Origin of the sequence: Chryseobacterium salivictor, from assembly GCF_004359195.1 — a bacterium.
GTDB lineage: Bacteria > Bacteroidota > Bacteroidia > Flavobacteriales > Weeksellaceae > Kaistella > Kaistella salivictor.
Genome location: NZ_CP037954.1, coordinates 145,449 through 171,005 on the forward strand (window position 1 = coordinate 145,449; position 25,557 = coordinate 171,005).

26 protein-coding genes are annotated in these 25,557 nt (G+C 37.4%); 7 read left to right on the top strand and 19 right to left on the bottom strand.

From position 1 onward, the window contains the following. The first annotated feature begins 31 nt into the window (after positions 1–31). Positions 32–1,072 (top strand): zinc-dependent alcohol dehydrogenase family protein, encoded by a 1,041-nt coding sequence (locus tag NBC122_RS00720; RefSeq protein WP_133438541.1) that lies wholly within the window; start codon positions 32–34, stop codon positions 1,070–1,072. A gap of 95 nt (positions 1,073–1,167) precedes the next feature. Continuing rightward, entirely contained in the window at positions 1,168–1,644 is a 477-nt protein-coding gene (locus NBC122_RS00725) for a SixA phosphatase family protein (protein WP_133438542.1), read from the top strand. Between the two features lie 226 nt (positions 1,645–1,870). Here NBC122_RS00725 and gcvP read toward each other — a convergent pair whose 3' ends face one another. The 19 genes from gcvP to NBC122_RS00820 form a co-directional block, all read right to left on the bottom strand. Next, a complete protein-coding gene (gene gcvP, locus NBC122_RS00730) occupies positions 1,871–4,729 on the bottom strand; it encodes an aminomethyl-transferring glycine dehydrogenase (RefSeq protein WP_133438543.1) in 2,859 nt (952 codons plus the stop codon). Between the two features lie 400 nt (positions 4,730–5,129). Then, complete coding sequence (locus NBC122_RS00735; RefSeq protein WP_133438544.1) at positions 5,130–5,780, bottom strand: DnaJ domain-containing protein; 651 nt, start codon at positions 5,778–5,780, stop codon at positions 5,130–5,132. Positions 5,781–5,988: 208 nt separating this feature from the next. Then, positions 5,989–6,228, bottom strand: a complete 240-nt coding sequence (locus tag NBC122_RS00740) for a hypothetical protein (protein WP_133438545.1) — start codon at positions 6,226–6,228, stop codon at positions 5,989–5,991. Positions 6,229–6,453: 225 nt separating this feature from the next. Further along, the gene (locus NBC122_RS00745) at positions 6,454–6,897 is read right to left on the bottom strand and encodes an SRPBCC family protein (RefSeq protein ID WP_133438546.1); all 444 of its coding nucleotides are present in this window, start codon (positions 6,895–6,897) and stop codon (positions 6,454–6,456) included. Between the two features lie 17 nt (positions 6,898–6,914). Beyond that, entirely contained in the window at positions 6,915–7,340 is a 426-nt protein-coding gene (locus NBC122_RS00750; RefSeq protein ID WP_133438547.1) for an SRPBCC domain-containing protein, read from the bottom strand. A 17-nt stretch (positions 7,341–7,357) separates the two neighbouring features. Then, the gene (locus NBC122_RS00755; RefSeq protein ID WP_133438548.1) at positions 7,358–8,224 is read right to left on the bottom strand and encodes a VOC family protein; all 867 of its coding nucleotides are present in this window, start codon (positions 8,222–8,224) and stop codon (positions 7,358–7,360) included. A gap of 32 nt (positions 8,225–8,256) precedes the next feature. Next, positions 8,257–8,670: an SRPBCC domain-containing protein gene (locus tag NBC122_RS00760; RefSeq protein WP_133438549.1), complete on the bottom strand. Its 414-nt coding sequence runs from the start codon at positions 8,668–8,670 to the stop codon at positions 8,257–8,259. Between the two features lie 62 nt (positions 8,671–8,732). Then, complete coding sequence (locus NBC122_RS00765; protein ID WP_133438550.1) at positions 8,733–9,146, bottom strand: SRPBCC domain-containing protein; 414 nt, start codon at positions 9,144–9,146, stop codon at positions 8,733–8,735. Between the two features lie 90 nt (positions 9,147–9,236). Then, positions 9,237–9,734 carry a thiol peroxidase gene (tpx, locus tag NBC122_RS00770; RefSeq protein WP_133438551.1) on the bottom strand — a complete coding sequence of 166 codons (498 nt, stop codon included), beginning with the start codon at positions 9,732–9,734 and terminating at the stop codon, positions 9,237–9,239. A 113-nt stretch (positions 9,735–9,847) separates the two neighbouring features. Beyond that, positions 9,848–10,333, bottom strand: a complete 486-nt coding sequence (locus tag NBC122_RS00775; RefSeq protein ID WP_165983170.1) for a thioredoxin family protein — start codon at positions 10,331–10,333, stop codon at positions 9,848–9,850. A 4-nt stretch (positions 10,334–10,337) separates the two neighbouring features. Further along, complete coding sequence (locus NBC122_RS00780) at positions 10,338–12,623, bottom strand: TonB-dependent receptor (protein ID WP_133438553.1); 2,286 nt, start codon at positions 12,621–12,623, stop codon at positions 10,338–10,340. A 151-nt stretch (positions 12,624–12,774) separates the two neighbouring features. Next, positions 12,775–13,212, bottom strand: a complete 438-nt coding sequence (locus NBC122_RS00785) for an META domain-containing protein (RefSeq protein WP_133438554.1) — start codon at positions 13,210–13,212, stop codon at positions 12,775–12,777. A gap of 196 nt (positions 13,213–13,408) precedes the next feature. Next, positions 13,409–13,981 (bottom strand): pentapeptide repeat-containing protein, encoded by a 573-nt coding sequence (locus NBC122_RS00790; protein WP_133438555.1) that lies wholly within the window; start codon positions 13,979–13,981, stop codon positions 13,409–13,411. A 68-nt stretch (positions 13,982–14,049) separates the two neighbouring features. Continuing rightward, positions 14,050–15,024: a 23S rRNA (adenine(1618)-N(6))-methyltransferase RlmF gene (gene rlmF, locus NBC122_RS00795; protein WP_133438556.1), complete on the bottom strand. Its 975-nt coding sequence runs from the start codon at positions 15,022–15,024 to the stop codon at positions 14,050–14,052. A gap of 219 nt (positions 15,025–15,243) precedes the next feature. Continuing rightward, entirely contained in the window at positions 15,244–15,681 is a 438-nt protein-coding gene (locus NBC122_RS00800) for a carboxymuconolactone decarboxylase family protein (RefSeq protein WP_133438557.1), read from the bottom strand. Between the two features lie 142 nt (positions 15,682–15,823). Next, positions 15,824–16,333, bottom strand: coding sequence for a GNAT family N-acetyltransferase (locus NBC122_RS00805; RefSeq protein ID WP_133438558.1), 510 nt, complete (start codon positions 16,331–16,333; stop codon positions 15,824–15,826). A 169-nt stretch (positions 16,334–16,502) separates the two neighbouring features. Further along, positions 16,503–17,861, bottom strand: coding sequence for an oxygen-independent coproporphyrinogen III oxidase (gene hemN / locus NBC122_RS00810; RefSeq protein WP_133438559.1), 1,359 nt, complete (start codon positions 17,859–17,861; stop codon positions 16,503–16,505). A 151-nt stretch (positions 17,862–18,012) separates the two neighbouring features. Continuing rightward, positions 18,013–19,041, bottom strand: coding sequence for a WD40/YVTN/BNR-like repeat-containing protein (locus NBC122_RS00815; protein WP_133438560.1), 1,029 nt, complete (start codon positions 19,039–19,041; stop codon positions 18,013–18,015). Positions 19,042–19,271: 230 nt separating this feature from the next. After that, positions 19,272–20,957: an amino acid permease gene (locus NBC122_RS00820; protein WP_133438561.1), complete on the bottom strand. Its 1,686-nt coding sequence runs from the start codon at positions 20,955–20,957 to the stop codon at positions 19,272–19,274. A gap of 236 nt (positions 20,958–21,193) precedes the next feature. Between NBC122_RS00820 and NBC122_RS00825 the strand changes: the two genes are divergently transcribed. The 5 genes from NBC122_RS00825 (at position 21,194) to NBC122_RS00845 (ending at position 25,503) form a co-directional block, all read left to right on the top strand. Further along, positions 21,194–21,802, top strand: a complete 609-nt coding sequence (locus NBC122_RS00825) for a Crp/Fnr family transcriptional regulator (RefSeq protein WP_133438562.1) — start codon at positions 21,194–21,196, stop codon at positions 21,800–21,802. A gap of 245 nt (positions 21,803–22,047) precedes the next feature. Next, positions 22,048–22,359 carry a rhodanese-like domain-containing protein gene (locus NBC122_RS00830; protein WP_133438563.1) on the top strand — a complete coding sequence of 104 codons (312 nt, stop codon included), beginning with the start codon at positions 22,048–22,050 and terminating at the stop codon, positions 22,357–22,359. A 4-nt stretch (positions 22,360–22,363) separates the two neighbouring features. Beyond that, positions 22,364–22,798, top strand: coding sequence for an OsmC family protein (locus tag NBC122_RS00835; protein ID WP_133438564.1), 435 nt, complete (start codon positions 22,364–22,366; stop codon positions 22,796–22,798). A 162-nt stretch (positions 22,799–22,960) separates the two neighbouring features. Beyond that, positions 22,961–24,256 carry a TolC family protein gene (locus NBC122_RS00840; protein WP_133438565.1) on the top strand — a complete coding sequence of 432 codons (1,296 nt, stop codon included), beginning with the start codon at positions 22,961–22,963 and terminating at the stop codon, positions 24,254–24,256. Between the two features lie 170 nt (positions 24,257–24,426). Then, entirely contained in the window at positions 24,427–25,503 is a 1,077-nt protein-coding gene (locus NBC122_RS00845; RefSeq protein ID WP_133438566.1) for an efflux RND transporter periplasmic adaptor subunit, read from the top strand. The last annotated feature ends 54 nt before the right edge of the window (positions 25,504–25,557 follow it).

A 25,557-nucleotide genomic window follows, 5' to 3' on the forward strand; every position in this document is an offset into this window, starting at 1 on the left:
AAAAAATGCCTCACTAATAATCACATTCATTATGAAAGCTTTAGTATTTAAAGGACCCGGACAAAAAGACCTCGTCGATTGTCCGATGCCGGTGATAAAAGAATCAACCGACGTGATTGTAAAAATGGTAAAATCTACCATTTGCGGAACAGACCTTCATATTTTAAAAGGCGATGTTCCAGAAGTAACTCCGGGAAGAATCCTGGGACATGAAGGAATTGGTATTGTAGAAGAAGTCGGAAGTTCCGTCATCAGCTTCAAAAAAGGAGATAAAGTATTGATTTCCTGCATTACCTCCTGTGGAAAATGCTCGAATTGCAAAAAACAACTCTATGCCCATTGTTCTGATGGCGGCTGGATTTTAGGACATTTAATCGACGGTACCCAGGCGGAATATGTACGCATTCCTCACGGTGACAATTCGCTTTATCCGCTGCCACCAGATATAAATGAAGAAGGAGCAGTGATGCTGAGTGATATCTTACCCACCGGTTTTGAAATCGGTGTACTGAACGGAAAAGTAAGTCCCGGCGATACTGTGGCTATCGTTGGTGCAGGACCTATCGGATTTGCAGCACTGCTTACGGCACAGTTTTTTGCTCCTTCAAAAATCATTATGATTGATGTGGACCAGGAAAGACTGGAACTTTCAAAAAGTTTTGGTGCCACCGATATTATCAACAGCGGAGCCGGTAATGCCGTAGAAGCCGTGAAAAAAATCGTCGGCGAACAGGGAGTTGATGTCGCCATAGAAGCGGTGGGCATCCCGGCTACTTTTGACATTTGCCAGAAAATCCTGAAACCCGGTGCTCACCTTGCTAACGTAGGCGTACACGGAAAACCTGTGGAACTGCATATCGAAGAACTATGGATCAGAAACGTAACCATTACCATGGGACTGGTTTGTACCAATACGACACCGATGCTTCTGAAAAATGTAGAAAGCAAAAGACTGCAACCCGAGAAACTCATTACCCACCGTTTCGATTTCAAAGACATGATCCGTGCGTATGAAGTGTTCGGTAATGCCGCAAAAGAAAAAGCACTGAAAGTCATTATTAATTTTAACTGATTTTTTAAAAATGTTTAATTTTTCACTTTAAAAAAGGGGAAGTAAGCTCACTTCTCCTTTTTTTTATTTAATTTTAGTCTCCGAAAAAAAACCAAATGAAAACACTGATTCTTGTCCGCCATGCTAAAAGCGACTGGCCTGAAAACACCGAAGATTTCGACCGGCCACTTGCTGAAAAAGGGATACATGATGCCGAGAAAATGTCTCATTTTCTGAAAGAAAAAAACATTGAAATCGATAAATTCTTCACCAGTCCTGCTTTACGGGCATTTTCAACATGTGAAATTTTCAACAAAGAATATAATATTGAAATCGAGACCATTCAGAAGCTGTATAATGCATCCGACACTAATTTCGAAAATATCACGCTGGGATTAGATGACCACTTGGACAAGGTCGCAATGTTTTCTCACAATAACGGCATCTCGAATTTTGCCAACACCATGTCTGATGATATGCTTATCTTCCCAACTGGCGGTGTTGCGGGTTTTGAAATAGACTGTGATTCCTGGTCTGATTTTCATTCTGCCAATAAAAAACTGATCTTCTTTTATGACCCGAAGAACATTTAAATCATCTACCGAAAAACATCAATGAAAATTGAACGATCCGGTTAAGGTGGTGAAAACAATTTCTGTAAAATTTACCTATAAAAAAGAAAGTGTCTCAATACTCCAACTAACCCTCAGAGATTCTAATATTTGAACCCTATGCTCGAACAGGAGTCCGTGAGAAAACCATAAAAAAAGCCGTTTCATATAGTTATGAGACGGCTTCTTTATTTTTATTTCTATTTAATTACATATAACTTTCAATCGGTGCACAGGTACACACCAGATTTCTGTCGCCGTACGCTTCATCAACACGGGAAACCGACGCGAAGAATTTGTGATCACGAACCCAATCCAATGGATAAGCAGCTTTTTCGCGGCTGTACGGTCGGTCCCATGTATCTGAAATCACGACCTGTTCTGTATGTGGCGCGTTTTTCAAAACATTGTTTGCGGTGTCATACTTTCCTTCTGCGATTTCATCAATCTCTCTTTTTATTGAAATTAATGCTTCTGCAAAACGGTCCAATTCAGATTTACTTTCAGATTCAGTTGGTTCAATCATTAAAGTTCCTGCAACCGGGAAACTTACTGTTGGAGCGTGGTAACCGTAATCCATCAAACGTTTTGCGATATCCGCAACTTCAATTCCCAGTGGTTTAAACTGGCGGAAATCGATGATACATTCGTGAGCAACTCTGCCTTTCTCATTCGAATAAAGTACCGGGAAATGCTCGCCCAGAACTTCTTTTAAATAGTTGGCGTTAAGAATCGCATGACCGGTCGCCTTTTTCAAACCAAACGTTCCCAGCATTTTGATATAGGCGTAAGAAATATTCAGCACTAAAGAAGAGCCGTAAGGCGCACCGGAAATAGCGTCAATAGACTCTTTGGTTCCGATTTTAATATTAGGATTGCTCGGTAAAAATTTCACCAAATGCTCTGCCACACAGATTGGGCCAACTCCGGGACCACCGCCACCGTGAGGAATCGCAAAGGTTTTGTGTAAGTTCAGGTGACAAACATCGGCACCAATATTTCCAGGCGACGTGTAACCAACCTGTGCATTCATATTCGCACCATCCATATAAATCTGTCCACCGTGGGAATGAATTAAATCTGTTATTTCAATGATATTATCATCAAAGAAACCGTAGGTTGACGGATAAGTAATCATCACTGCGGCGAGATTTTCACTGTGCAGTTCGGCTTTTGCTTTTAAATCTTCGAAATCGATTTCACCGCTTTCCAGATTTTTCACCACCACTACTTTCATGCCCGCAAGCACTGCGGACGCGGGATTTGTTCCGTGAGCGGATTGTGGAATCAAAGCGATATTCCGGTGACCTTCGCCACGGGATTTATGATATTCGCGAATCACCATTAACCCTGCATATTCGCCTTGCGCACCAGAATTTGGCTGCAAAGATGTTCCTGCAAAACCTGTGATTTCTGCTAAATCTTTTTCTAATTCTTTAATTAAGATTTGATAACCTCCGGCTTGTTCAACGGGCACAAACGGATGAACACTTCCCCATTCTGCCCACGACAACGGTAACATTTGGGTTGCGGCATTCAGCTTCATCGTACAGGAACCAAGTGAAATCATTGACTGCGTCAAAGAAAGATCTTTTTTTTCCAAGCGTTTGATGTATCTCATTAATTCGGTTTCCGTATGGTATCTGTTGAAAACTTCTTCTTTAAGAATTTCGTCTGCTCTTAAAAACTCCTGTGGAATTTGAACTTCTTCTTTAAAAGTTAATTTGAAACTTTGTTTGTCTAAAAATCCTGCAAAAGCATCAAAAAGATACTGAACTTTGGCCGTCGTAGAAGATTCGTTTAAAGAAACACTTACAATTCCTTCCGAGAAATAATTAAGGTTGATTTTTCGGTCACGCATCATTCTCATTAAACGACTTTTATCGTCTTCATTAATTCTGAATTTTACGGTATCGAAAATTGGTCCTTCTACCACTTTATAACCCAAAGTTGCCAGTCCGTCTCGCAAAGCAACCGCTTTGAAATGGATTTGGTCAGCAATGAAATTCAAACCTTTCGGGCCGTGGTAAACAGCGTACATTCCAGCCATAACCGCCAAAAGAACCTGTGCGGTACAGATATTAGAAGTTGCTTTTTCTCTCTTAATATGTTGTTCTCTGGTTTGAAGCGCCATTCTCAAAGCTCTCTTTCCGTAAGCATCCTGAGAAACTCCGATAATTCGGCCGGGAAGATCACGTTTGTATTCGTCTTTACAGGCAAAAAATGCAGCGTGAGGACCACCATAGCCCATCGGAATTCCGAAACGTTGGGTCGTTCCAACTGCGCAATCTGCGCCCATATCTGCCGGTGATTTCAGTTTCACCAAAGACATCGGATCACAGGCAACAACTACTTGTAATTCAAATTCTTTATACTGTTGAATGTTTTCTGAATAGTCGATAATCATTCCGTTTTTCCCCGGATACTGCAAAATAACACCAAAAAAAGACCCGTCGAACTGATGCGTTTGGTGATCACCAACAATCACCTCGATTCCTAAACCTTCTGCTTTTGTTTTCAAAACAGCCAACGTTTGCGGGAATACTAAATCTGAAACGAAGAATTTTTGAGCTCCGGCTTTTTTCTGTGTTTTTGTTCTGCTCTCAAAGAACATGTGCATGGCTTCGGCAGCAGCAGTAGATTCATCTAAAAGGGAAGCATTCGCTAATTTAAAACCGGTCAAATCACAAACCACCGTCTGGAAATTTAATAATGCCTCCAATCTCCCTTGAGCAATTTCTGCCTGGTAAGGCGTATAAGCAGTGTACCAGGACGGATTTTCCAAAATATTGCGTTGGATGACACTTGGCAAAACAGTGTTGTGATATCCGAAACCGATATAGTTATCGAACATTAAGTTTTTTGCAGCCAATTCTTTGGAATGCGCTAACATTTCCTGCTCCGAAAGTGGATCCGAAATATCGAGCTCTTTCTGCAATCGAATCGAATCCGGAATGGTCTGACCAATTAATTCTTCAATACTTTCAACGCCTACTTTCTCTAACATCGCTTGTGTATCGGCTTCATTCAAGGAAATGTGACGATTTACAAATTGTGTGGTATTCATATATTTTTACTAGATTTTTTCTGAAATAAAGGTTCGTAAAAATACAAATTTTTGCGCATTACCACAATTGATAAATCTCATTTAATTAAGATCATAGACCGCTTTGCTTATAGACAAAAGATAAAATACTCTAATTGCGAAAAAAAACTCTAATCGCCTGAAGAATACTTTTAAATTTCCACGTTCCTTATTTTGATTTATTCTAAATTAGGTTTATATTTGCAGCATGAACGGTCAAATTATCCCTTTTAAAGTATCACCACTGATGCCCTTTAGCGAAATTAAAGAGGAATTAACCTGTGGTAAAAAGAATTGCTGTAAAAAATTTAAGAAAGGAAAACGATGTAAGAAATGTCCCGGCCGGCTTAAAATGGTTTAGAAAAAACCATCGGATTTCTTTTTAATTAAAGAAATTCTCCCACAATATGATAATGACAATAAGCATCATAATGAGTGCGATGATGATCCGGATCAACCTCGGAATACCATGCGGATTAATGGATGTCGGGTTTTCGGGTTTAAATAGATTTTCGACATCATTTCTAAATTCCTCGCTTTTATTCTCATAGATTTCGGTGATTGTAATTCCTTGCACCACCGTTTTATTCAACAGCGAATTGGTCACGTGCAATAACAACTGAAATTTCCCGTCCTGAAATTCCGTGATTCGGATTACTTTCTCGCCATATCCTTTCTGCAGGCCAAATGGCAACACTTTTACAATATCTGCATTTTGAGTCTGCCACGAAATAATCACTTCCTCCCCTTTTTGAACCCTCACTTTATTCGCCGAAAAAAATTTAATTGATGGTGGAAGATTCGGCCGGTAACTTCTTTGCTGATGACTTAGATTATCATCGTAAATTCTGCGTTTCTCAGCATCAATTAACATTTCGTACGCTTCCTTAATTTCCATGAAACGGGTTTCGAAAAAATGATCATCGGGATTTTTATCGGGATGGTATTTTAAAGAGAGTTTACGGTACGCTTTTTTGATGTCTTCTTCTGAAGCATTTTCTTTAACACCGAGAAAATAATAGTAATTTTTCATTCCAGTTTAAAAACGTTTTCCAAACGTAATTTGGTGAGCAAAAGTAAGGATTTTAAAAATTAATTATTCCAAAAAAAATCAAATCTGCTGTAATAATAAGTATCTGCGTAAGGTAAAACATAGAGAGAAGATCAAAAAAGTGCAGAAGAAATAATTCTCTGCACTTACAATAATTTAGTGTGAAATGAGATGGGATTTAAGATTCACTTCATTTTTTACAGCATTCCGACTCATATTGATTTTTAATTTTATTCTTCATTTCCAAATATTTTTCGTCATCCATTTCCCGAATTTTGTCAACAACACCAAAAGCCGTTTTTTCTTTGATTCCATATTCCTCAAGAATAGCTTTCATGGCTTTTCTTCTTTGATACATTTTGTTTGCTACCATGACCAAACCTAGTACAGCGAAAGCTCCAAGAGCCGTTTTTACATTTGAATTTTTCATTTTTTGAAATTTTAAAATTTACGTTGAACTGATTTTCTAAAAAATAATGACCTCCTTTTTACTTTAAATATTTATTCTTTTTTAAAGTTACCGGAACCATTTTTTTTTTGACAGAGAATCAACTGAAAATTCACTTTAAATAAATTTTGTAATTTTTATTATGTTCAAAAAGCAGCAATCATTATTCCACAATAAACAAAGCAGATATAAAACTGATATTCTTTTCTATTCTTTTTCAGCCAGCTTTTTAAGCATTGCGAAACCTTCATTAAAACCTTTATTCATCGCATCTTCATTTTCATTGCTGACATGAACAGTCGCCGTGAGTTGGGTGGTATTTTCGTCAATCGCCCGCAGAAAATATTTTTCTTCGGCACCACTCCAGTCTTTAACTTCCCTGGTATACGTATCTTCTACACCATCTCTGACTGTTCCAAGATGCCTGAAAATAACTTCATTGGGCTCGTCTAAACTTTCAATGGTTGACACCATTCCTTCACCTTTCTGATTGGTAAAATAGGTTTTGCCACCGACTTTCCAGTCGGATTTCATCTGCGAACCTGGCGTAAAAAACTGCGTCCATATCGGATAGGTTTCCGGGCTCCAGAGTAAATCCCAAACTTTCTGAATCGGCGCACTGATATGAATTTCGTAATCTAAAGTTTCCATGGTTTTGCGTTTTAAAATTATTGCTCTTCCGAAAGTTCTTTTATCTTTTCAAAATTTTTCGGATATTTAGTATTGAAGAAATCAACAAATTCATCCAGCGAATTTACCCTTCCTATTAAAAGGGTTTTGTTTTCATAGGGTTCTAAAAAATAACTGATGGTCGAGTCTTCCCAGTCCTGAGGACTGAGTTCACCATCGAAAATCCATCCCAGATGTTTCATGCTGAGCTCCCGGTTGGGAATGTTTTTGATCACCTTATTATACATTCCATTATTTTTGGGATCGAGAAATTTCATCACGCTTCCCTCTTCCCAGGTTCCCTCGAAATAGGTTCCCTCATTCATCGCAGAAGCCCATTTTTGGTAAGCATCCTGAGTAAAAAGCACTTCCCAAACTTTTTCAGGAGTGGCATTAATCTGTATTTTGAACTCTAATAATCTCACTTCTGTTCATTTTATTTTTAAGAATTATAAGCCTCTTCTAACTTGGAAATTTCAATTTTCTGCATGCCCATCATTGCTTCTACGACTTTTTGCGCTTTCACAGGATGATCGAAATCATTCATCAATTCTAATAATCTTTTAGGGACAATTTGCCAGCTGACTCCGAACTGATCTTTTAACCAACCACACATTGATTCCCGGCCACCGTCTGCAATGAGTGAATTCCACAAATGATCGGTCTCCACTTGATTGGCAGTCATCACAACAATTGAAATTCCTTCATTAAAATCAAACTGATGATCGTAAGAATTATCCATACAGAAGAGCGAGTAATCATCAATTACAAAATGACCATGCTGTATATTTTCTGGATTTTCCTGACTTTTCCCGCCGATTCCTTCCCCATATTTCAGTACACTTTCTATTCTGGAATTGGGGAAAATTCCGGTGTAAAACTCCATCGCTTTCATCGCTTTTCCATTATTCTGATGAATGAATATCAAGGTAGGAATTATTTTCTGACCACTTTTTTTGTCCGTCAGATTGATCTGCCAGGTTACGCCAAACCGGTCACGGACCCAACCGTATTTTTTAGACCACGGATATTCGCCCAAATCCATCAAAATGATGCCGTCTTGAGAAATATTTTCCCAGTATTTCTGAACTTCCTCTACGGTTTCACAAAGAACCATGAAAGAGATAGAAGCGTTTTTTTCGAATTGCGGTCCGCCGTTGAGAAACATTAATTTCTGCCCGAACAGTAAGATATTTAAAACAACCGGAGTATCAGCGGTAATTTTTCCACCAAAGGTTTCACAGTAAAAATCAGCGGCTTCTTTTCCATCACCGTTGAACCAAAGACAGGGAAATATAGTATTGTTCATATTCTTGAATTAAAAAAACGCTATAAAATTTATTAATTATTTTCAACGTATTTATGAAAACGGTCTAAAATTGCGTAATAACCTACTCTTTGCATTTCAGTGGAATATTGCTCTTCCGGTTCGAAAACTTCGACAACTTCAGTGGTGGTTTCATCAATTTTATTAAAATAAACTTCGATTGTTCTGCCATCCCTTAAAATACTTTTCACATATTCCAAATCTCTGATTTCAACGATTTGGCCGGAAAAATCATAACCGAAACTTTTATCTTTATATTCCAGGCGATAATCAAAGGATCCCCCTTCGCGAAAATCGATCACCGCTTTGGGGCAATGCCAGTTCGGTGTGGTAAAGTTCCATTTCACAATATGCTTTGGATTGTAAAAATAATCCCATACTTTTTGAATGGGTTTTAGAATGGTAATGTTTATCGTTATAGGCTCCATAGATTATTTTTTATAAAAATACGGAATAATTTTTAAAATTTCATCCAGAGCAGTCTTTGCGGTTAATAATTCTCTACATATTTATGAAAATTATCCAGAATGGCATACCAACCTTCCCTTTGCATGGGCTCTGGCTGGCCTGGATCCGGTTCAAATATTTCGGTCACTGTGGTCGTATTTTGATCAACAATTTCAAATAGCACCTCTACTTTTCTGCCATCTTCCAAATGGTATTTTATATTTTCCAAAGGAGCAACCTCATCGTAGATTCCTTTAAAATCAAAACCGAAACTCTGGTCTTTTGCTTCCATTCTATAGTTGAATTCGCCACCGATCTGTAAATCATTTTCGGCTTTGGGGCAAGTCCATTCATCACTTGCGAAATTCCACTGGGTGATATGTTCGGGTTGGGTGAAAAGTTCCCAAACGGTTGAAACGGGTTTTAGAATAGTTATTTCAATTTTTATTGAATCCATTATTTAAATATTTAAAGTTAAAAATTTTCGCTATAAATAAAAAAACTTGCCAGTTTATTACTGACAAGTTTTATGATTGGTTTTTACAATTTACTTTAAAGCATTCAAAGCTGCTTCGTAATTAGGTTCCTGTGCAATTTCGGGAACCTGTTCGGTATATATTACTTTTCCGTTTTCATCAGCCACAATTACGGCACGGCTCAAAAGATCCTGCATTGGGGAATCGGAAATTTTCACTCCGAAATCATCTCCAAAAGAGCCCCGGTAATCTGATAAACTTACCACGTGATCCAGACCTTCTGCTGCACAGAAGCGGTTCAGTGCAAAAGGCAAATCTTTGGAAACATTGATCACCACAGTATTATCTAATCCTCCTGCTTCTTCATTAAATTTTCTCGCAGAAGCTGCACAAACACCGGTATCAATACTTGGAAAGATATTGAAAATCTTCTTTTTGCCGGAAAAATCATCATTGGTCTTTTCTTTTAAATCCACATTGATCAGTTTAAAATTTTTCAACGTGGTTCCTATTTCTGGCAAGTTACCGACTGTGTGAACCGGATTGCCCTGTAATGTAATATCTGCCATAATTTCAATTATTTATATTATTTATATTCATTCAAAATTAGGGAAAATTTAACCAAGATCAGAACAATGAAAGTTAAATTAATCTTAATTAAACCTTCTGTTTCCATAAATATTTAGTCATCATTTATTTTTTTTAATAATTTAAGCATTTCTGCGGCAGTTAAAAAACCAGTGTATTGCAATACAATTTCATTCTTTGGATTTAAAATCACCAAAGTTGGATAAGAAAGCTGTCCATCAATATTACCTAACGAGTCAACCAATTGGTGATGACCTGTATTTATCCCTGTTGGCTGGTATTTAAAAACAGTTCCTGCAAAGTAAATTTCTGCTTTTTCTTCACCATTAATATCCACAAAATAGAAGTTTTCATTTAAGATTTTCTGTACTTCTTCATCTTTAAAAGTAGCGTTTTGCATCGCTTGACAGTAGTTGCACCAGTCGGTATGAACAAAAACCACTACGGTTTTCTGTTCGGTTTTCTGCAATTCTTCTGCACGTTCCAACGGATGCTTTTTCATTTGTGAAAAAGTCATCATTAAGCCCCAAAAAATTAAGACAACAGAACTTGATTTTTGAAAAGTTGATAGTGGTTTCATGATTTTATTTAAACGTAAATCTAACTCCGAGAAAAGAACGGATTCCCTGATTGGGCGCGTACACATAATTGGGATCAAACGTTAAGGCATAAGGATTATCGGGTGTTGCGACCACTTGGCCACTGGAATCAAATTTTACCTGTTTGTTAAAAGGATCGTTGGCTCTGGAAATAATAAACGGGGTTCCCTTATTCGGCGTCCAGTTTAAAATATTTTTAACACCAGCATAGATTTCAAATTTCTGAAAACCCTCATAAGTAAACTGAATATTCTGAATACTCCACCACGGTGAATACCGTTTTCTGGGATCTAATTGCCCTAACAAAGGTAAACGCATGAGACTAGAGATATTTCCCGTATAATCGATGGCCGTTTTCCATGCTCTTATTTTATAGGAAACCGCCCAGATCCCCATGAATTTCTCTGTTAAAATCTGATGTTCTGTGATTCCGTTGTCGGTGATGGTATTTTCCATTGCTGTTCCACCCATAATAAACTTTAAACCATTCGCAAAATTAAGATTGGCATTTAAACTAAATCCTTTGCTGACTGCATTTCCACCGATATTATCATAGATGATTTGAGACGTGTTGGTTTCGTAATCGGGAACGATTCTGTTGGTAAAATAAGTGTAAAAAGCACTCGCATCCAAAGCAATATGAGAGCCTGAACCGAAATACATTTTTTTAGTATAATTAAGGTTGATGTTATAAGATTTTTCAGGTTTCAAATCGTTTAAAACCACAACATTTCTCGCCCCGGTTAAAGCAGCATGATCTTCGGTAAAAAGGTTCACCACACGAAATCCCGTTCCCGCATTAAGTCTTAAAATATTATTCTGATCGACAGACCATTTATAAGCCATTCGCGGTGTAAAAATATTTCTGTGGATATTATTATAATCGTATCTGAAACCTAAAAGCAACTGATGATTTTCTGCTAAACGGATTTCATCCTGAATAAAAACTCCGGGAAGATAAGTTTTTTCGGGTTTGTTTTCGCCCAGAATCGTTGAAGTTCCGGCCGTATTGTCGTCATAATAAGTATATCGCATCGCTGCACCAAAGAGCAGATCATGATTTCCTGCTTTTTTATCCCAATTCAGCTGACTGAAGGCAATTTTTTGGTTCGCGATATAAGATGTTTCCCCGTAACGGCTGTCCTGATCATGATTTACAAAAGAAAATCCCAAAAAAATTTTCTCATTGACAGGCAACTGGTAGCTTCCAAAAAATTCGGTACGGCTGGTGTAAATACTTTCACCATAAATCTCATCACCTCCACGATAGGATTTATTCCAGCGCATATCGCCGCCCCAACGTTCTTCATACATATATCTTGTAGCTATGGAAAACAGCCGATTTTCTTTCCTTTGAAAATTCCATTTCTGGAAAAGGGAAATGCGGTCCTGTAGAGTAACATCTGTGAAATTATCGTGGTTGTTATCAATTTTATTTTGGTAATTAAAATAATTAATTCCGGTGAGGACTTTTGCTTTTTTACCTGCGTTGAATTTAAAACCGACATCCAAATTGTATTCGCCCCAAGTAGTCGAAAAAAGATCGGCACTAAACAACGGCGCAGTGTGCGGGTTATTCGTGATCACATTGATCAAGCCACCAACCGCTTCGCTTCCGTAAAGAGAAGACGCAGGGCCTTTTACAATTTCAATTCTTTCTACCAAAGAATTAGGAATCCCAGACATTCCGTAAACAGTTCCGAGCGAACTGACGATCGGCATCCCATCAATCAAAACCATGGTATATGGACCTTCCAAACCATTGATGTGAATATCTCCGGTGGAACAGATATTACAATTCAGCTGTGGTCTTACGCCATTTACATTTTGTAAAGCATCGAAAATATTGGGTGTTGGGTTTTTCTTAAAATAAGCCGGAGAATAAACTTCTATCGTGACCGGACTGTCCGATCTTCTTACCGATTTCAGCGTTCCGGTGATTACGACATCTTCAATATCAGAACCTCTGTCGGTGGCTTTTAAATTAATATCTAAAGTTAAACTGTCATTTTCTTTGATGACCACCTCTTTGTAAAAAGGCTGAAAATCATTTAATTTCACTCTTACTTTATAGTGGCCCGATGGAATTTCGCTAAATCTAAAAACGCCCGAACTGTCCGAAAATGTAGAATAATCTGTTCCTTCCAGATCAACACCGACGGCAGGTTTTAGAATTCCTCCTCCTGTAATTTGCCCTGTAATGGATGAATGTTGCGCAAAGTAAAAACCTGTTGCTATCAAACATCCAAAAGATAATAATCCTCTTTTCATTAAAACATATTTAAGTTATAATGGCAAAACTACAAAAGTTAGTCTAATCTAACAATTAAAATAGGAGAAATTATCCCCTATTTTTAAACCAAAAAAAAGCAAGAAATTAATCTTGCTTTTTTGGTTTAAATGATCTTTAAAGAAAATATAATTATTGTTTTTTTATCATTGATTTTTTAAATCTCATCATGACAACGTCGCTCATCAAAAGTTCCAATTTACCTTCGTCAGTAATTCTGTAACTGGTAATTCCTTTCATCCCTTTTAAGAAAAACACTTCGCCGTCACCACAATATCTCAGGGTAGTGATACCGGGATCAGCAAACGAAATCTTATTTCCATTCAACTTAAAGTCGGTGTTATAACCGTTGCAACCTGTTGTTCCGTTAACAGTGTTTGTTGATTTATTGAAAGTAATCGCCGGTTTTTCATCCGGAAATAATCCCTGGAAAGCAATTCTGGGTCCGGTGATATATTCCAGTTCCCATGCGTTATTATACAATTTTGAACTGTCGCCAAACGTATTGGTAGAACATGAAACTACGAATAAGGAAATTAATGCGATTAAAAACAGAGTGTGCTTTTTCATAATGATAGTATTTGATTTAAGTTAAATTACAGAATCATTCTTTTTTCTAAAATAAAATGATGATTCTGTAAACGGTAGCTTGCAATAACTATGCTAGTAAAAAAGAAAAAAAAGAAAAACCCAGAAAGTTTTTCCTATATAATCAATAATGAATTGAAAACGAACATATTAAACGATTGTTTAATTTTTAAAAAAATTATTCCTGAATGACAATATCATATTTGTCCAGCAGTCCGGAAATACCCAGGACTGAAAATTTCGCCTTTTTGAGACGGTTATTTTCAGGATCGATGGAATAATTGTAAGCGGTTCGAAAATCTGCTTTTTCTAAAATACTGTGTACAAAAATAGCCTGTGCAAGATCGCAGTTGTCAAAAATAACACCGGTTAAGTTGGATTCTGAAAAATCGATTTCCCGTAACTGACAATTTCTAAAGGCGGTTTTTTTGATATTCATCTGAAAAAAAGTCGAATGGCTCAATTGGCAGTTTTCAAAAGAAAAGGACAGTCCAAAATCATTGCACGTTTCAAACTGAAGACCGAGCATTTTACAGCCGTTGAACTTCACCTCCCGCAAAACCGTTCCATGCAGCAGCGCCAGGCTCCAGTTGCAATCCCGGAATTCGCAGTCAACGAATTTGAATTCAGTGAGATTCGTTTCCTCAAAATTGCAATTCGTAAACAGGCAGTTTTCATATTCTCCTTTAATTAAAGGTTTTTGGGAAAAATCTATTTTGTCAAAAGTTTGGTCGTGTAAATTATAAGACATGAATCTTTTTGTTAGTGTTTAGATCACTACTAATTATGGTAAAGATGAAATGAAAAAAAGCAAATTTTCTATTTATCTTCTGTTTTTCTCCATCTCGTTTCCCGCCACTCTTTTTGCTCTTCTTTCGACAGGAAAGACCATGCGATAATTCGACTCGATTTATTGCCTGTTCCGATGGGAATGGTTTTAATTTGGGCAACTTCCATTTCATTTAAGGCTTTATAAATCCCTTTCAGATTCGATTGTTTCGACACCAAAGTCGAAAACCAAAAACAGTTCTCTGCAAATTTCTGACTTTCGGTAATCATATCGTGAATGAACCTGGATTCGCCTCCTTCACAAATCAATTCACTGCTGATGCCTGCAAAATTAAGCGCCGGTCTTTCGGTTTTTTTACCTCTGAGGTTTTTCACTTTTCGATGACTTCCTTTTTGAGCTTCCTCACTGGAAGAGTGAAAGGGAGGATTGCACATGGAGAAATCAATTTTCTCCTCACCGCTTAAAATTCCTTCAAAAAAAGCTTTCGGATTCTCCTGTAAACGGACTTCGATTTTTCCCTCCAGAGATGGATTTAAAGTGACAATATTATTTGAGGATTCAGCAGACTGCGGATCGATATCTGACCCAATAAAATTCCAGCCATATTCTGAAACCCCGATGACCGGATAAATACAACTCGCGCCAACACCAATATCTAAAACTTTGATATTATCACCTTCCGGCAAATCACCAAAATTACTTTGACCTAACAAATCCGCCATATAATGCAGATAATCGGCTCTACTGGGAATGGGCGGACATAAATTTTCATCCGGGAAATCCCAGTTTTTTATTCCGTAATAATAATTCAGTAAAGCTTTATTGAGCAATTTTACCGCTACAGGATTTGCAAAATCAACCGATTCCGTACCATATTTATTAACCGTAATGTGTTCTGCCAATTCAGGAACCGCTATTTTCAGGGCATCTAAATCATATCTTTCGCGATTTTTATTTCGGATATGAAGTCTTATTTTTTCTTGTGTATTTTTTTCTGTTGACATAATTGATGTTGATTTCTTGGCTGAGATTCAGTGGAACTCACCTCTTAATTCTTAATTTGCAAAGAACGAAAAAAGCAGGTTGGAAACCTAACAATCTTAGTCAGTAGTTTTCTCTTCACTCGTTTATTTCGGAAAATTTATAATTTTCCTGCGAATGTGCAATTCCGTTTCTTGAAACTATTCGAAACCAATGCGACTGATATGTATTTAAAAAAGCGATTAATCTAAAGGTGTTCTTGTAGTAATCGCTATTCTGTTCCAACCATTGATGGCGACAACTGCCATGATGACCGCAGCCAATTCCTTGGGTGTTAAATGTTCTTCGGCATTTTTATAAACCGGATCTGGAACATGACCTTCTGTAATCAAGGTCATCGCTTCTGTTAACGCCAAAACTGCCCTTTCTTTCTCTGTAAAAAGGTCGGTTTCCCGCCAGGCATCCAATAAAAATAATCTTTGTGAGGTTTCACCCAATTTCATAGCGTCACGCGTATGCATATTAATGCAGAATGCGCAGCCATTTATTTGCGAGGCTCTGGTTTTAATAAGTTCGTAAAGCATCTTATCCAAACCACTTTGGGCAAGATATTTTTCAAGTCCGATCATGGCTGCGTACGCCTTGGGATCTACTTTTGAGATATTTATTCTGGTTTCCATTATTGAATATTTTATATGTTTTCATCTCAAAAAAAACTACTGTTTTACTTAAAAAGGTAGAAAGAAGCTGAAGATTTCGGATTCAATACCTTGTAAATCAAACTAAATAATTAAAAATCTCCTCAAGCAAATCGATTGATTATTACAGTTTGATCTCAAAATAACACACGTCGGCATTTTGATAATGTTCCTGCAGGTCAGAAGAATCTTTTAACTTTTTCATTCCTAAAAAATTGAATCCGCAATTTTTATAATGACTGATTAAGCGATCGTTTTGTCCACAGGTATCCATTCTTACAAATTTTTTATTTTCTTTTTCGGCAAATTCTTTTGACCAGTCGGCGATGATCTTCACAAAATTATTTCCTCTGAAATCAGGATTCGTCGCGATCCGGTGCAGGTAGATGGCATCATTGTTTTCCCGCTCCTCCCAAATCTGCGGATCATTATAAGTAATCGCCCAAATGCAGGCAATTTTATTATCAATGATTAACTTGAACTGCCGGTTTTCCAGTACTTCAGTCGCAATAAAATCTTTATCAAATTCCGGCCAGACATTTCCGGGAAAGGTGATTTTTTGATAATCGATCGCGAATTTATAAAGTCTGAAAATTTCGGGGATATCGTCTAAAACGCTGTTTGTGATGATCATTATTTAAGGTAAAATTTAACTTGTTTTCGTAAAGATAATGATAATCGGGTCGAAAATCCGGAGATGTGCCCGTAAAACATTAAAAAAAACAAAAATCGAAACTTTTAATTTTCAGGTAACGAAAAAAGCGACTTTTTAAGGTCGCTTTCTGTTTTCATTTAATATCAAATTATATCGTCATCGAAAAAATCCTTGTTTCAGGTTTGTTCCGCATCATTCTTAAATCAAAAGTCATCGCCACATTTCGGGTAAAAGCGCGGCCTTTTTCGGTGATTTTAATGGTGTTGTCAGATATTTCTACCAAGCCATCGGTTTCCATTTCTTTTAAGGCTTCCAAAGCATTTTCGATTTCGGGGAAAGCAGTTTGCAAATCCCAGGAAGTTTCTAACCGGCACATTAAATTCAGAATATGTTTTCTGATGATTAAATCTTCCTGATTCAAAACGTGTCCTTTTACCACAGGAATAGTTCCTTCTTCTACGATTTTCTGATATTCCTCTACACTTTTATTATTCTGGGCGAAAGCATACCAGGAATCTGAAATTGCAGACATTCCCAACCCAACCATTAACTGGGTTTTACTTGAAGAATATCCCATAAAATTTCGGTGAATATCGCCGGAAACCATCGATTGATAAAGGTCATCGTGTTCCAAAGCGAAGTGATCCATTCCGACTTCGATATAGCCTAATTCTTCCAACAGCTTTTTTCCGTTGGTGTATAATTTTCTTTTTTCTTCACCGCTTGGCAAGTCGTTTTCGTCGAAACCTCTTTGTCCAACGCCTTTAATCCAGGGAACATGGGCGTAAGAATAGAACGCTAAACGGTCCGGTTTTAATTCCAAAGTTTTGCGGATCGTATATTCCATTTTCTCCCAGGTATGAAATGGCAGACCGAAAACCAAATCGTGGGAAACTCCTTTATAGCCCATTTCACGCGCCATTTCGGTTACCTTTTTCACATTTTCAAAAGGCTGAATTCTGTTGATCGCTTTCTGAACCTGAAGATCATAATCCTGCACCCCGAAACTGGCTCTTCGGAAACCTAAATCATATAAAGTCTGCAAATGCTCACGTGTCGTATTATTCGGATGTCCTTCAAATGAAAACTCCGGATGTTCGGCAATTTCTGCTTTGGCAAAAATTCCTTCCAGTAGAATTCTTAAATTTTCTGGAGAAAAGAAAGTGGGTGTTCCGCCACCTAAATGGAGTTCCTTAATTTTTGGCGTTCTACCAAATAATTTCACATATAAATCCCACTCTTTCAGAACCGTTTCCAGATAAGGAGTTTCGACAGAATGTTGCTTGGTAATTCTTTTGTGACAGGCACAGAACGTACACAACTGCTCACAAAACGGCAAGTGAATATAAATGGAAATCCCTTCGGAATCGTTGGTTTCATTAAAAGTTCTCAGGACAGACTGTTGCCAAAGATCGCTGGTAAAACTGGCATCATCCCAAAAAGGAACGGTTGGATAAGAAGTATAACGCGGTCCGGGAATATTATATTTATCAATTAAAGAATTCATTTGAAAGTATGTTTTTTACAAATATTTATGAAATTCATTTTGAAATTTCATTTTGCAAAAATACGAAATAAGTTAAGAGTGGTCGAATTATGAAATAGAACTTGTGAATATTACAGATGAGTTTTGACAGTTTTAAAAAGTGGGATAATCACTAAAGACTCTCACTGAACGTCATCTTCACAATCCTGTTTTTTCCTGCAAAAACAGCCGTATTCTCATCGGTCCACTCGCAAACATACAGTCCTTTTTCCTCTGAAATGGTTTTCCAGGTTTTACCGTAATCATCAGAAAATTCGATATTTTGATCACCAACAGCAATCATATCTTTTCCTTTCGATTTCGGTCGGAATTTTACGCAGGTTTTATAGCCTCCATTTTTTCCGGAAGCTTGAATTTGCCAAGTTTTTCCGCCATCGTATGTGGTGGCGATGTTATTGATATTTTCTGCTTGTTTGGTATAATCTCCTCCAACAGCGATTCCGAAATTTTGATCATAAAAATCGATAGAATAGATTCCTTGGGAAGAAGTTCCCTGAATGAAAGGGGTTTCGTATAACTGAATTTTCCCTGTTTTCAAATTCATCTTTATTATTCGAGACGCCATTCCGCCTGTGGCTATCCAAATATTTTTCTTAGAAGAGGCTATATTGGTATTGCTTGCAGCAAAAGCAGCTTCTCCTTTTTTCAAATCCAAAAGCTCTTTATTAAGATAATTAATATTAAAATTTACATTGCCGGTGAATCTTGCAAACTTCAATTTTAAATTCTCTTCAGGATCGCTGAAAGTATAAAAATAATTACCGTGAAAATGCAGAGCGTCATAAAAAGCGTTTTTCGCGCTATCGGTATGCACCACTTCCGGTTTCATCGTCGACTTATCAATTCTAAAAAAGTAAGCAGGACTTTCAATATTGATGCAGTAAAAGTAAGCATGATTCTGCGCTAAGGTGCGAAACTGCAAATTCTCACCAGACAGTCTTATTTGCTTTTTATCCGCAGAATCCTTTAAACTGACATATCCAAATTTAGAATCCGTTCCGGAATACCAAACTTTTCCATCGTAAATCTGCAAGGCGCGAATGGAGATATTATCTTTTAACAAGGTTTCAAATTTTACTTTTTGAGCAAAGTGGAAGTTTAAACATAAAAGAAACAGCAGGAAACCGAAAGCTTTTTTCATGGAGATTTAATTTAATCAAAAATAGTAAAAAATGCCGAGTGTTTTTTTAACGTTAAGAGATTATGGCAAATTAAGATTTTCATCGAGAATTATAATTAAATTGAATCTGACTGGGATTTAGCTCTGAAAAAAAATCTGATGGGGAAAACAGTTACGAATTTAAGTTTTAACCAAAAAAAATCCCGCCAAAAAATGACGGGAAATCTTTTATTATATTTTATATCTTGATATTACTTTTTGTATTTAAAGAAATAATATCCATATAAAATAGTGTGAACAATAAGCATTCCTATAGAGAACATGATCAGACCACTGTCATCAACCTCTGCATTCTGGTGATGCAGATAAGCCAATACTGCCAGAAGTACAACTAAGAAAATACCCGAAATAGCAGTTACAGAATAATTTTTCGGATCGTCAGTCGTGTTATTTTGTTTTCCTAAAATAGAGTTCTTAATTCCACGATAGAGATAAACATCCAGACCGATCATCATCCAACATACCAAACGAATCCAGGTATCAAACGGTAAGAAAACCATCATACCAAGACACACCAAGACACCTAAAACCGGAATCAAAGGAACCAGCGGCGTTCTGAAGGCACGCGGCGCATCTGGCTGAGTTTTTCTTAAAACCAATACTCCTACACAAACCAGAATAAAGGCAAATAAAGTTCCGATACTGGTCATTTCACCCACTACTCTGCCGGGTACGAAAGCTGCAAATAAACTTACGAAAACCAAGAAGAAAAGATTGGATTTATAAGGAGTTCTGAATTTTGCATGAACTTCACTGAAAACTTTTGGCAACAAACCATCTTTACTCATCGAGTAGAAGACACGGCTTTGCCCCATCAACATTACTAAAATTACCGATGAATATCCCAACAAAATCGCTAAGATAATCGTGGTATTCAACCAGGGATATGCAGGAACCATTGTTCCGTTCACTACACTTCCCATCGCTTCAATTGCAATTGCAACCGGCGCTAAATGATCGCCACCACCACCGGCAGTAAATGCTTTATAGTTCACAACCCCTACCATTACGTACGCGAAAATAATATACAGTACAGTACAGATAAGGAGCGATCCCATAATCCCGATCGGCATCGATTTTTTCGGATCTTTGGTTTCCTGTGCAGCGGTTGAAACTGCATCAAAACCAATATAGGCAAAGAATACGACTGCGGCGGCCCGAATGATTCCAGACCAGCCATATTCACCAAATTTCCCGGTGTTTTCAGGAATTAGCGGAGTTAGGTTTTCTGCCTTTACGTATTTCCATCCTACTACAATAAAGATAATTACAATAGAAACTTTAAGAATTACTATTAAAGTATTTACGAATGCAGATTCACTCGTTCCCTTAATTAAAATCAAGGACATAATGCTTACAATGAAAACAGCCGGCAGATTGATTAAACCTGTGTGAGCTACGCCATCGACAATATAACTGTCAAAGGGTGTCATCATTAAATTATTGGGAAGCGAAACTCCAAAACTGGAAAAGAATTTCCCGAGATATCCCGACCAGCTCGAGGCTACAGTTGCTGCTCCTACCGCATATTCGAGGACTAAATCCCAGCCGATAATCCAGGCAATAAATTCACCCATCGTGGCATACGAATAGGTATAAGCGCTTCCTGCAACAGGGATCATTGAGGCAAATTCTGCATAACACAATCCGGCAAAAGCACAACCAATAGCTGCGATAATAAAGGAAATCATGATTCCGGGTCCGGCGTAATTAGCTGCCGCAAGCCCGGTGATTGAGAATAATCCGGCACCAATAATGGCACCGATTCCCAGCGCCACCAAAGAAGCGGAAGACAATGTTTTTTTCAATCCGTCTGAAGTCTCGTCAGATTCTGACAAAAGCTGGCTCAGCGGTTTGGTTCTCCAAAGATTTGACATTTTATATTTTTTAAGATTTTCAAAAATATAAAAATTAACTAATTATCACCTCTTTTTAGTCAATTTCTTTTTGAAAAACTCTTTAAAAATCGCTAAAAACCTGAATTCCATAGCGAAAACGCAAAATCACATAGGCATATAATAGATATTAAACAAATACTTTTCTGTTTAAAATCATAAGAACCGGTGAATTTTATACCAAAATTTAAAATCAGAAATTTAGTTAACTTTATACCATGGTTTTAAAAGATATTTTCCAGTCAGATTTAGTAAGAGAAATTGAAGAATCCGGTAACCTCAAACATTTCAAAGCAGGTGAAACGATCGTGAATATGGATTCGTACATCAAAAATATTCCGGTGGTGCTTTCCGGAAGCATTAAAGTCATCAGAACTGAAGAAGACGGCCGTGAAATCCTGCTCTATTATTTAACACCGGGCGAAAGCTGCATCGTTTCCATTCTTTCAGGGATGAAAAATGAAACTTCTAAAATAAAAGCCGTCGTAGAAGAAGATGCGGATATCATGCTGATTCCTGCAGATAAAGCCAAAGAATGGGTGAAAAAATATCCGGACTGGACCGAATTTATTTTTGATCTGTACCAAAAACGTTTTGAAGAACTTTTGGATGTGGTCAATTCAGTGGCTTTCCAGAAAATAGATACCCGCCTTTTACACCTTATCAAGCAAAAAGTGCTGTTATATAAGTCCAAAGAAATTTCGGTTACCCATCAACAACTTGCTGATGAATTGGGAATTACGCGCGAAGCAACAAGCCGCGTGCTGAAACAGATGGAAAAGGAACATCTCCTTATCCTTTCCAGAAATAAAATTGAACTTCTTTGATTGGACGACAAATTTTCTACCGCAAAAGAGGCAAAAGAAAACATTGGATTTTAAGCACTCCAAAAGAAAGAAAAGGTAGTGTAGATCTTTATTTCGCTTTTGCAGACTTTTGAATAACTAAATTTTCAACCTGAACTTTTGTTTCTTTTGCGGTAAAAAATTTAAGCTTCTGTGATGTAGATTACTGTAGCCTCAATTTCTCTGACTTAAATTTGCATTATTAAATCAATCAAAAACACAAAATTATGTTAGACACCATTAATCAACTTTTCGGATTCAATAAAACAGATTACGCAGACCTTATAAAGAACGGGGCTGTCATTGTAGATGTGCGCAGTAAAGAAGAATTTGCCGGCGGTCATATCAAGAATTCCATCAACATTCCTGTAGATCAACTTCTGAAAAATCTATCGAGATTGAAAGACAAAAACAAAACCATCATCACGTGTTGCGCTTCTGGAATGAGAAGTGCTTCTGCAAAAACGCTGCTTGTAAAAAATGGCTATACCGATGTTCATAACGGCGGCGGTTGGGCAAGTTTAAACAGTAAAATTTAAAAAAATGGAACCTCATTTATATAACGTAGATATTACCTGGTCGAAAGACCGGCAGGGAGAAATGTCTTCACCGGAACTTTCCACAACCGTAGAAATCGCTACTCCACCGCAATTCCCAAAAGGCGTGGAAGGAATTTGGTCTCCCGAACATTTGTTCACTTCTGCAGTTGCAAGTTGCCTGATGACCACATTTTTATCTATCGCGGAAAATTCCAAATTAGAGTTCACAGGTTTCACGTGCAAATCACACGGAAAACTGGAGCAAATAGAAGGAAAATTCCTAATGACAGAAGTTATTTTGGAACCAACTGTTACTATTGCGAATGAAAGCGAACGTGAAAAAGCAGAACGTGTTTTACAAAAATCTAAGCAGCATTGCTTGATCTCCAATTCAATAAAGTCGAAAGTCACAATGAAAACTACAATCGTCACTCTTTAAAAACACATCTTATCAATGATAGAAATAAAACCTCGAGAAGTCGGGGTTTTGTTTTTTTCATCCAATATGAAACCAGCAAAATTTCTTTATTAATGGGCTTTGTGATAAACATCACTGTACAGGATTTTTCACAGTCTTACTTTTGTCATCAAATTAAGATTTATGAAAAAATTATTGTTTTTACTCTTTATTTCTACCCAAATTTTTGGTCAGGATACTCTTCAGATTTCTAAAAAAGATTTGGAAGCCCGAATTGAAGGACAAAATTTATCGGTAAAATTAGCCAACGATGAAGTGAATGCTGCAAAAGCAAGTTTACTGGAAACCAGAGCGATGTATTTGCCTAATGTAACCGCTTCTTACACGGGAATTTCCACCAATAATCCATTGATGGCATTTGGTTCAAAACTGAATCAGGAGCGCATTACGATGATGGATTTTGATCCGGCAAAACTCAACAATCCAGATAATATTTTCAATTTCGCCACGAAACTGGAAGTTCAGCAACCGATTTTTAATAAAGATGCCGTTTATCGGAAAAAAGCGGGCGAAGTTCAGGTAGATGTTTTAAAAATAAAAGCAGAACGAACCAAAGAATATCTTCAGTTCGATTTGAATAAAGCCTATCTGCAACTGCAAATGGCTTATAAAGTGGTTAATGTTTTGGAAAAAGCCAGACAAACCACACTTGCCAATAAAAAAGTCATCGACAATTATTACAAAAACGGCATGATACAAAAATCAGAAGTTCTGTACATGGAGGTAAGAGTTTCCGAAATCGAAAGCCAAATTCAATATGCGAAATCCAATGTGAGAAATACATCTGATTATCTCTATTTTTTGTTGAACGAAGATTCTAACAATAAAGTTCTTAAACCTCAGGACGAATTCTCTTATCAGGAAAATATTGTAGAAGAAAATCCGCAACTGAATGTGAACAGAAAAGATTTGCAGGCGTATGAGAAATCTTTGGAAGCATACCATTATCTCATCAAATCATCGGAAGCGAAATTCTTACCCAAATTAAATGCATTCGGCAGTTTTGAATTACATGACAACAAGCCCTATCAGTTTAATGCCAACGGATATTTGGTCGGACTGCAATTATCCTGGAATATTTTCGACGGTTTAAAAGCGAAAAGCGAACAGGAAAAATACCGCGCAGATTTATCCAAAGCACAAACTGAAATTCAGCAATACCAAAAACAAAATCAGTTGGAACTCAACAAATCTTACCGACAGGTTTTAGATGCAGACCGAAAAGTTTCCCTCACCAAATTATCTTGGGAACAAAGCGGTGAAGCATATAGAATCCGAAAAAACAGATACGGTCAAGGTTTAGAAAAATCATCAGATTTACTTTCCGCCGAAACCCAAATGTCCCAAAAAGAACTGGAATATCAGCAGGCCATTTTCGAATATAATTCGGTTTTGGAATATTATAAATTTTTAAAATAGCAATCAGACAAATAGAGAATAGACGAATCTCTATTATCTATTATCTATTATCTATTATCTAAGAAATGAGATTAAGAGACATGAGATTGAGACAAAATCCAACTTCTATCTAAATTCTCACATCTATTATCTATCAGTCTATTATCTATCATCTTTTAAAAAAAATACTTATGAAAATATTAGTTTACTCCGTCCTTCTTTTAGGATTATCGATGAGTTGTTCCGCTGACGAAAAAGGTGCAGCGCTTTCACAAAAACCGGTTCAGGTAACCGTCAATCAACCGGAATCCAATTCTGAAGGTGCTTTTGCAACCGCAAGCGGAAAATTAGTTTCCAAAAATTCTGTAAATGTAAGCACCAGAATGATGGGCTATATCACCGGACTGCGCGCAGAAGTTGGGCAAAATGTGCGTGCTGGTCAACTGCTGGTAAGCATCAATTCCACCGATATTCAGGCAAAAGGTGGACAAGCCAACGCCCAGATTTCACAGGCACAGGCAAATTTTAACAGTGCTAAAAAAGATTACGACCGTTTTTCTAATTTATATAAAAGCCAAAGTGCTTCTCAAAAAGAATTGGATGATATGCGAGCGCGGTACGAAATGGCAAAAGCAGGATTAGACGCGGCTCAAGCAATGAAAAGTGAAGTGAATGCACAATACAGATACACCAATATTACCGCGCCCATTTCCGGAGTCATTACTGCAAAATATGCCGAACAAGGCGATATGGCAAGTCCGGGAATGCCTTTGCTGACGATCGAATCTCCATCTGCTTTACAGGCACAGGTATTGGTTTCTGAGCAAAATATCACTTTAATAAAACAGGGAATTCCTGTGAAAATCACCTTGAAATCAACCAATCAGGAAGTCGGCGGAACAGTTGCGGAAATCAGCAGATCGTCCGCAAACACAGGTGGACAATACTTGGTTAAGGTGAATGTCTCCGACAGTGCCAATCTCCTCTCAGGAATGTTTGTGAACGTTCAATTCCCCTTTAAAAATAATGGAAAAACGAATCTGGATTTCCAGGAAGGTGTGATGATTCCCAAATCTGCTTTGGTAGAAAACGGACAGTTAACCGGAGTTTATACCGTAAGTTCAAACAATACTGCAATTCTTCGTTGGGTGAAAACCGGAAAACATTTCGGCGATCAGGTGGAGATTTTATCCGGTCTGAATGCGAAAGAACCGTACATCGTTTCTGCAGAAGGAAAATTGTTTAACGGAGCCAAAGTCACTAAATAATGTAACAATATATCAATGTAACAGTTTACCAAATTGGTACAGCATTAAATTGTT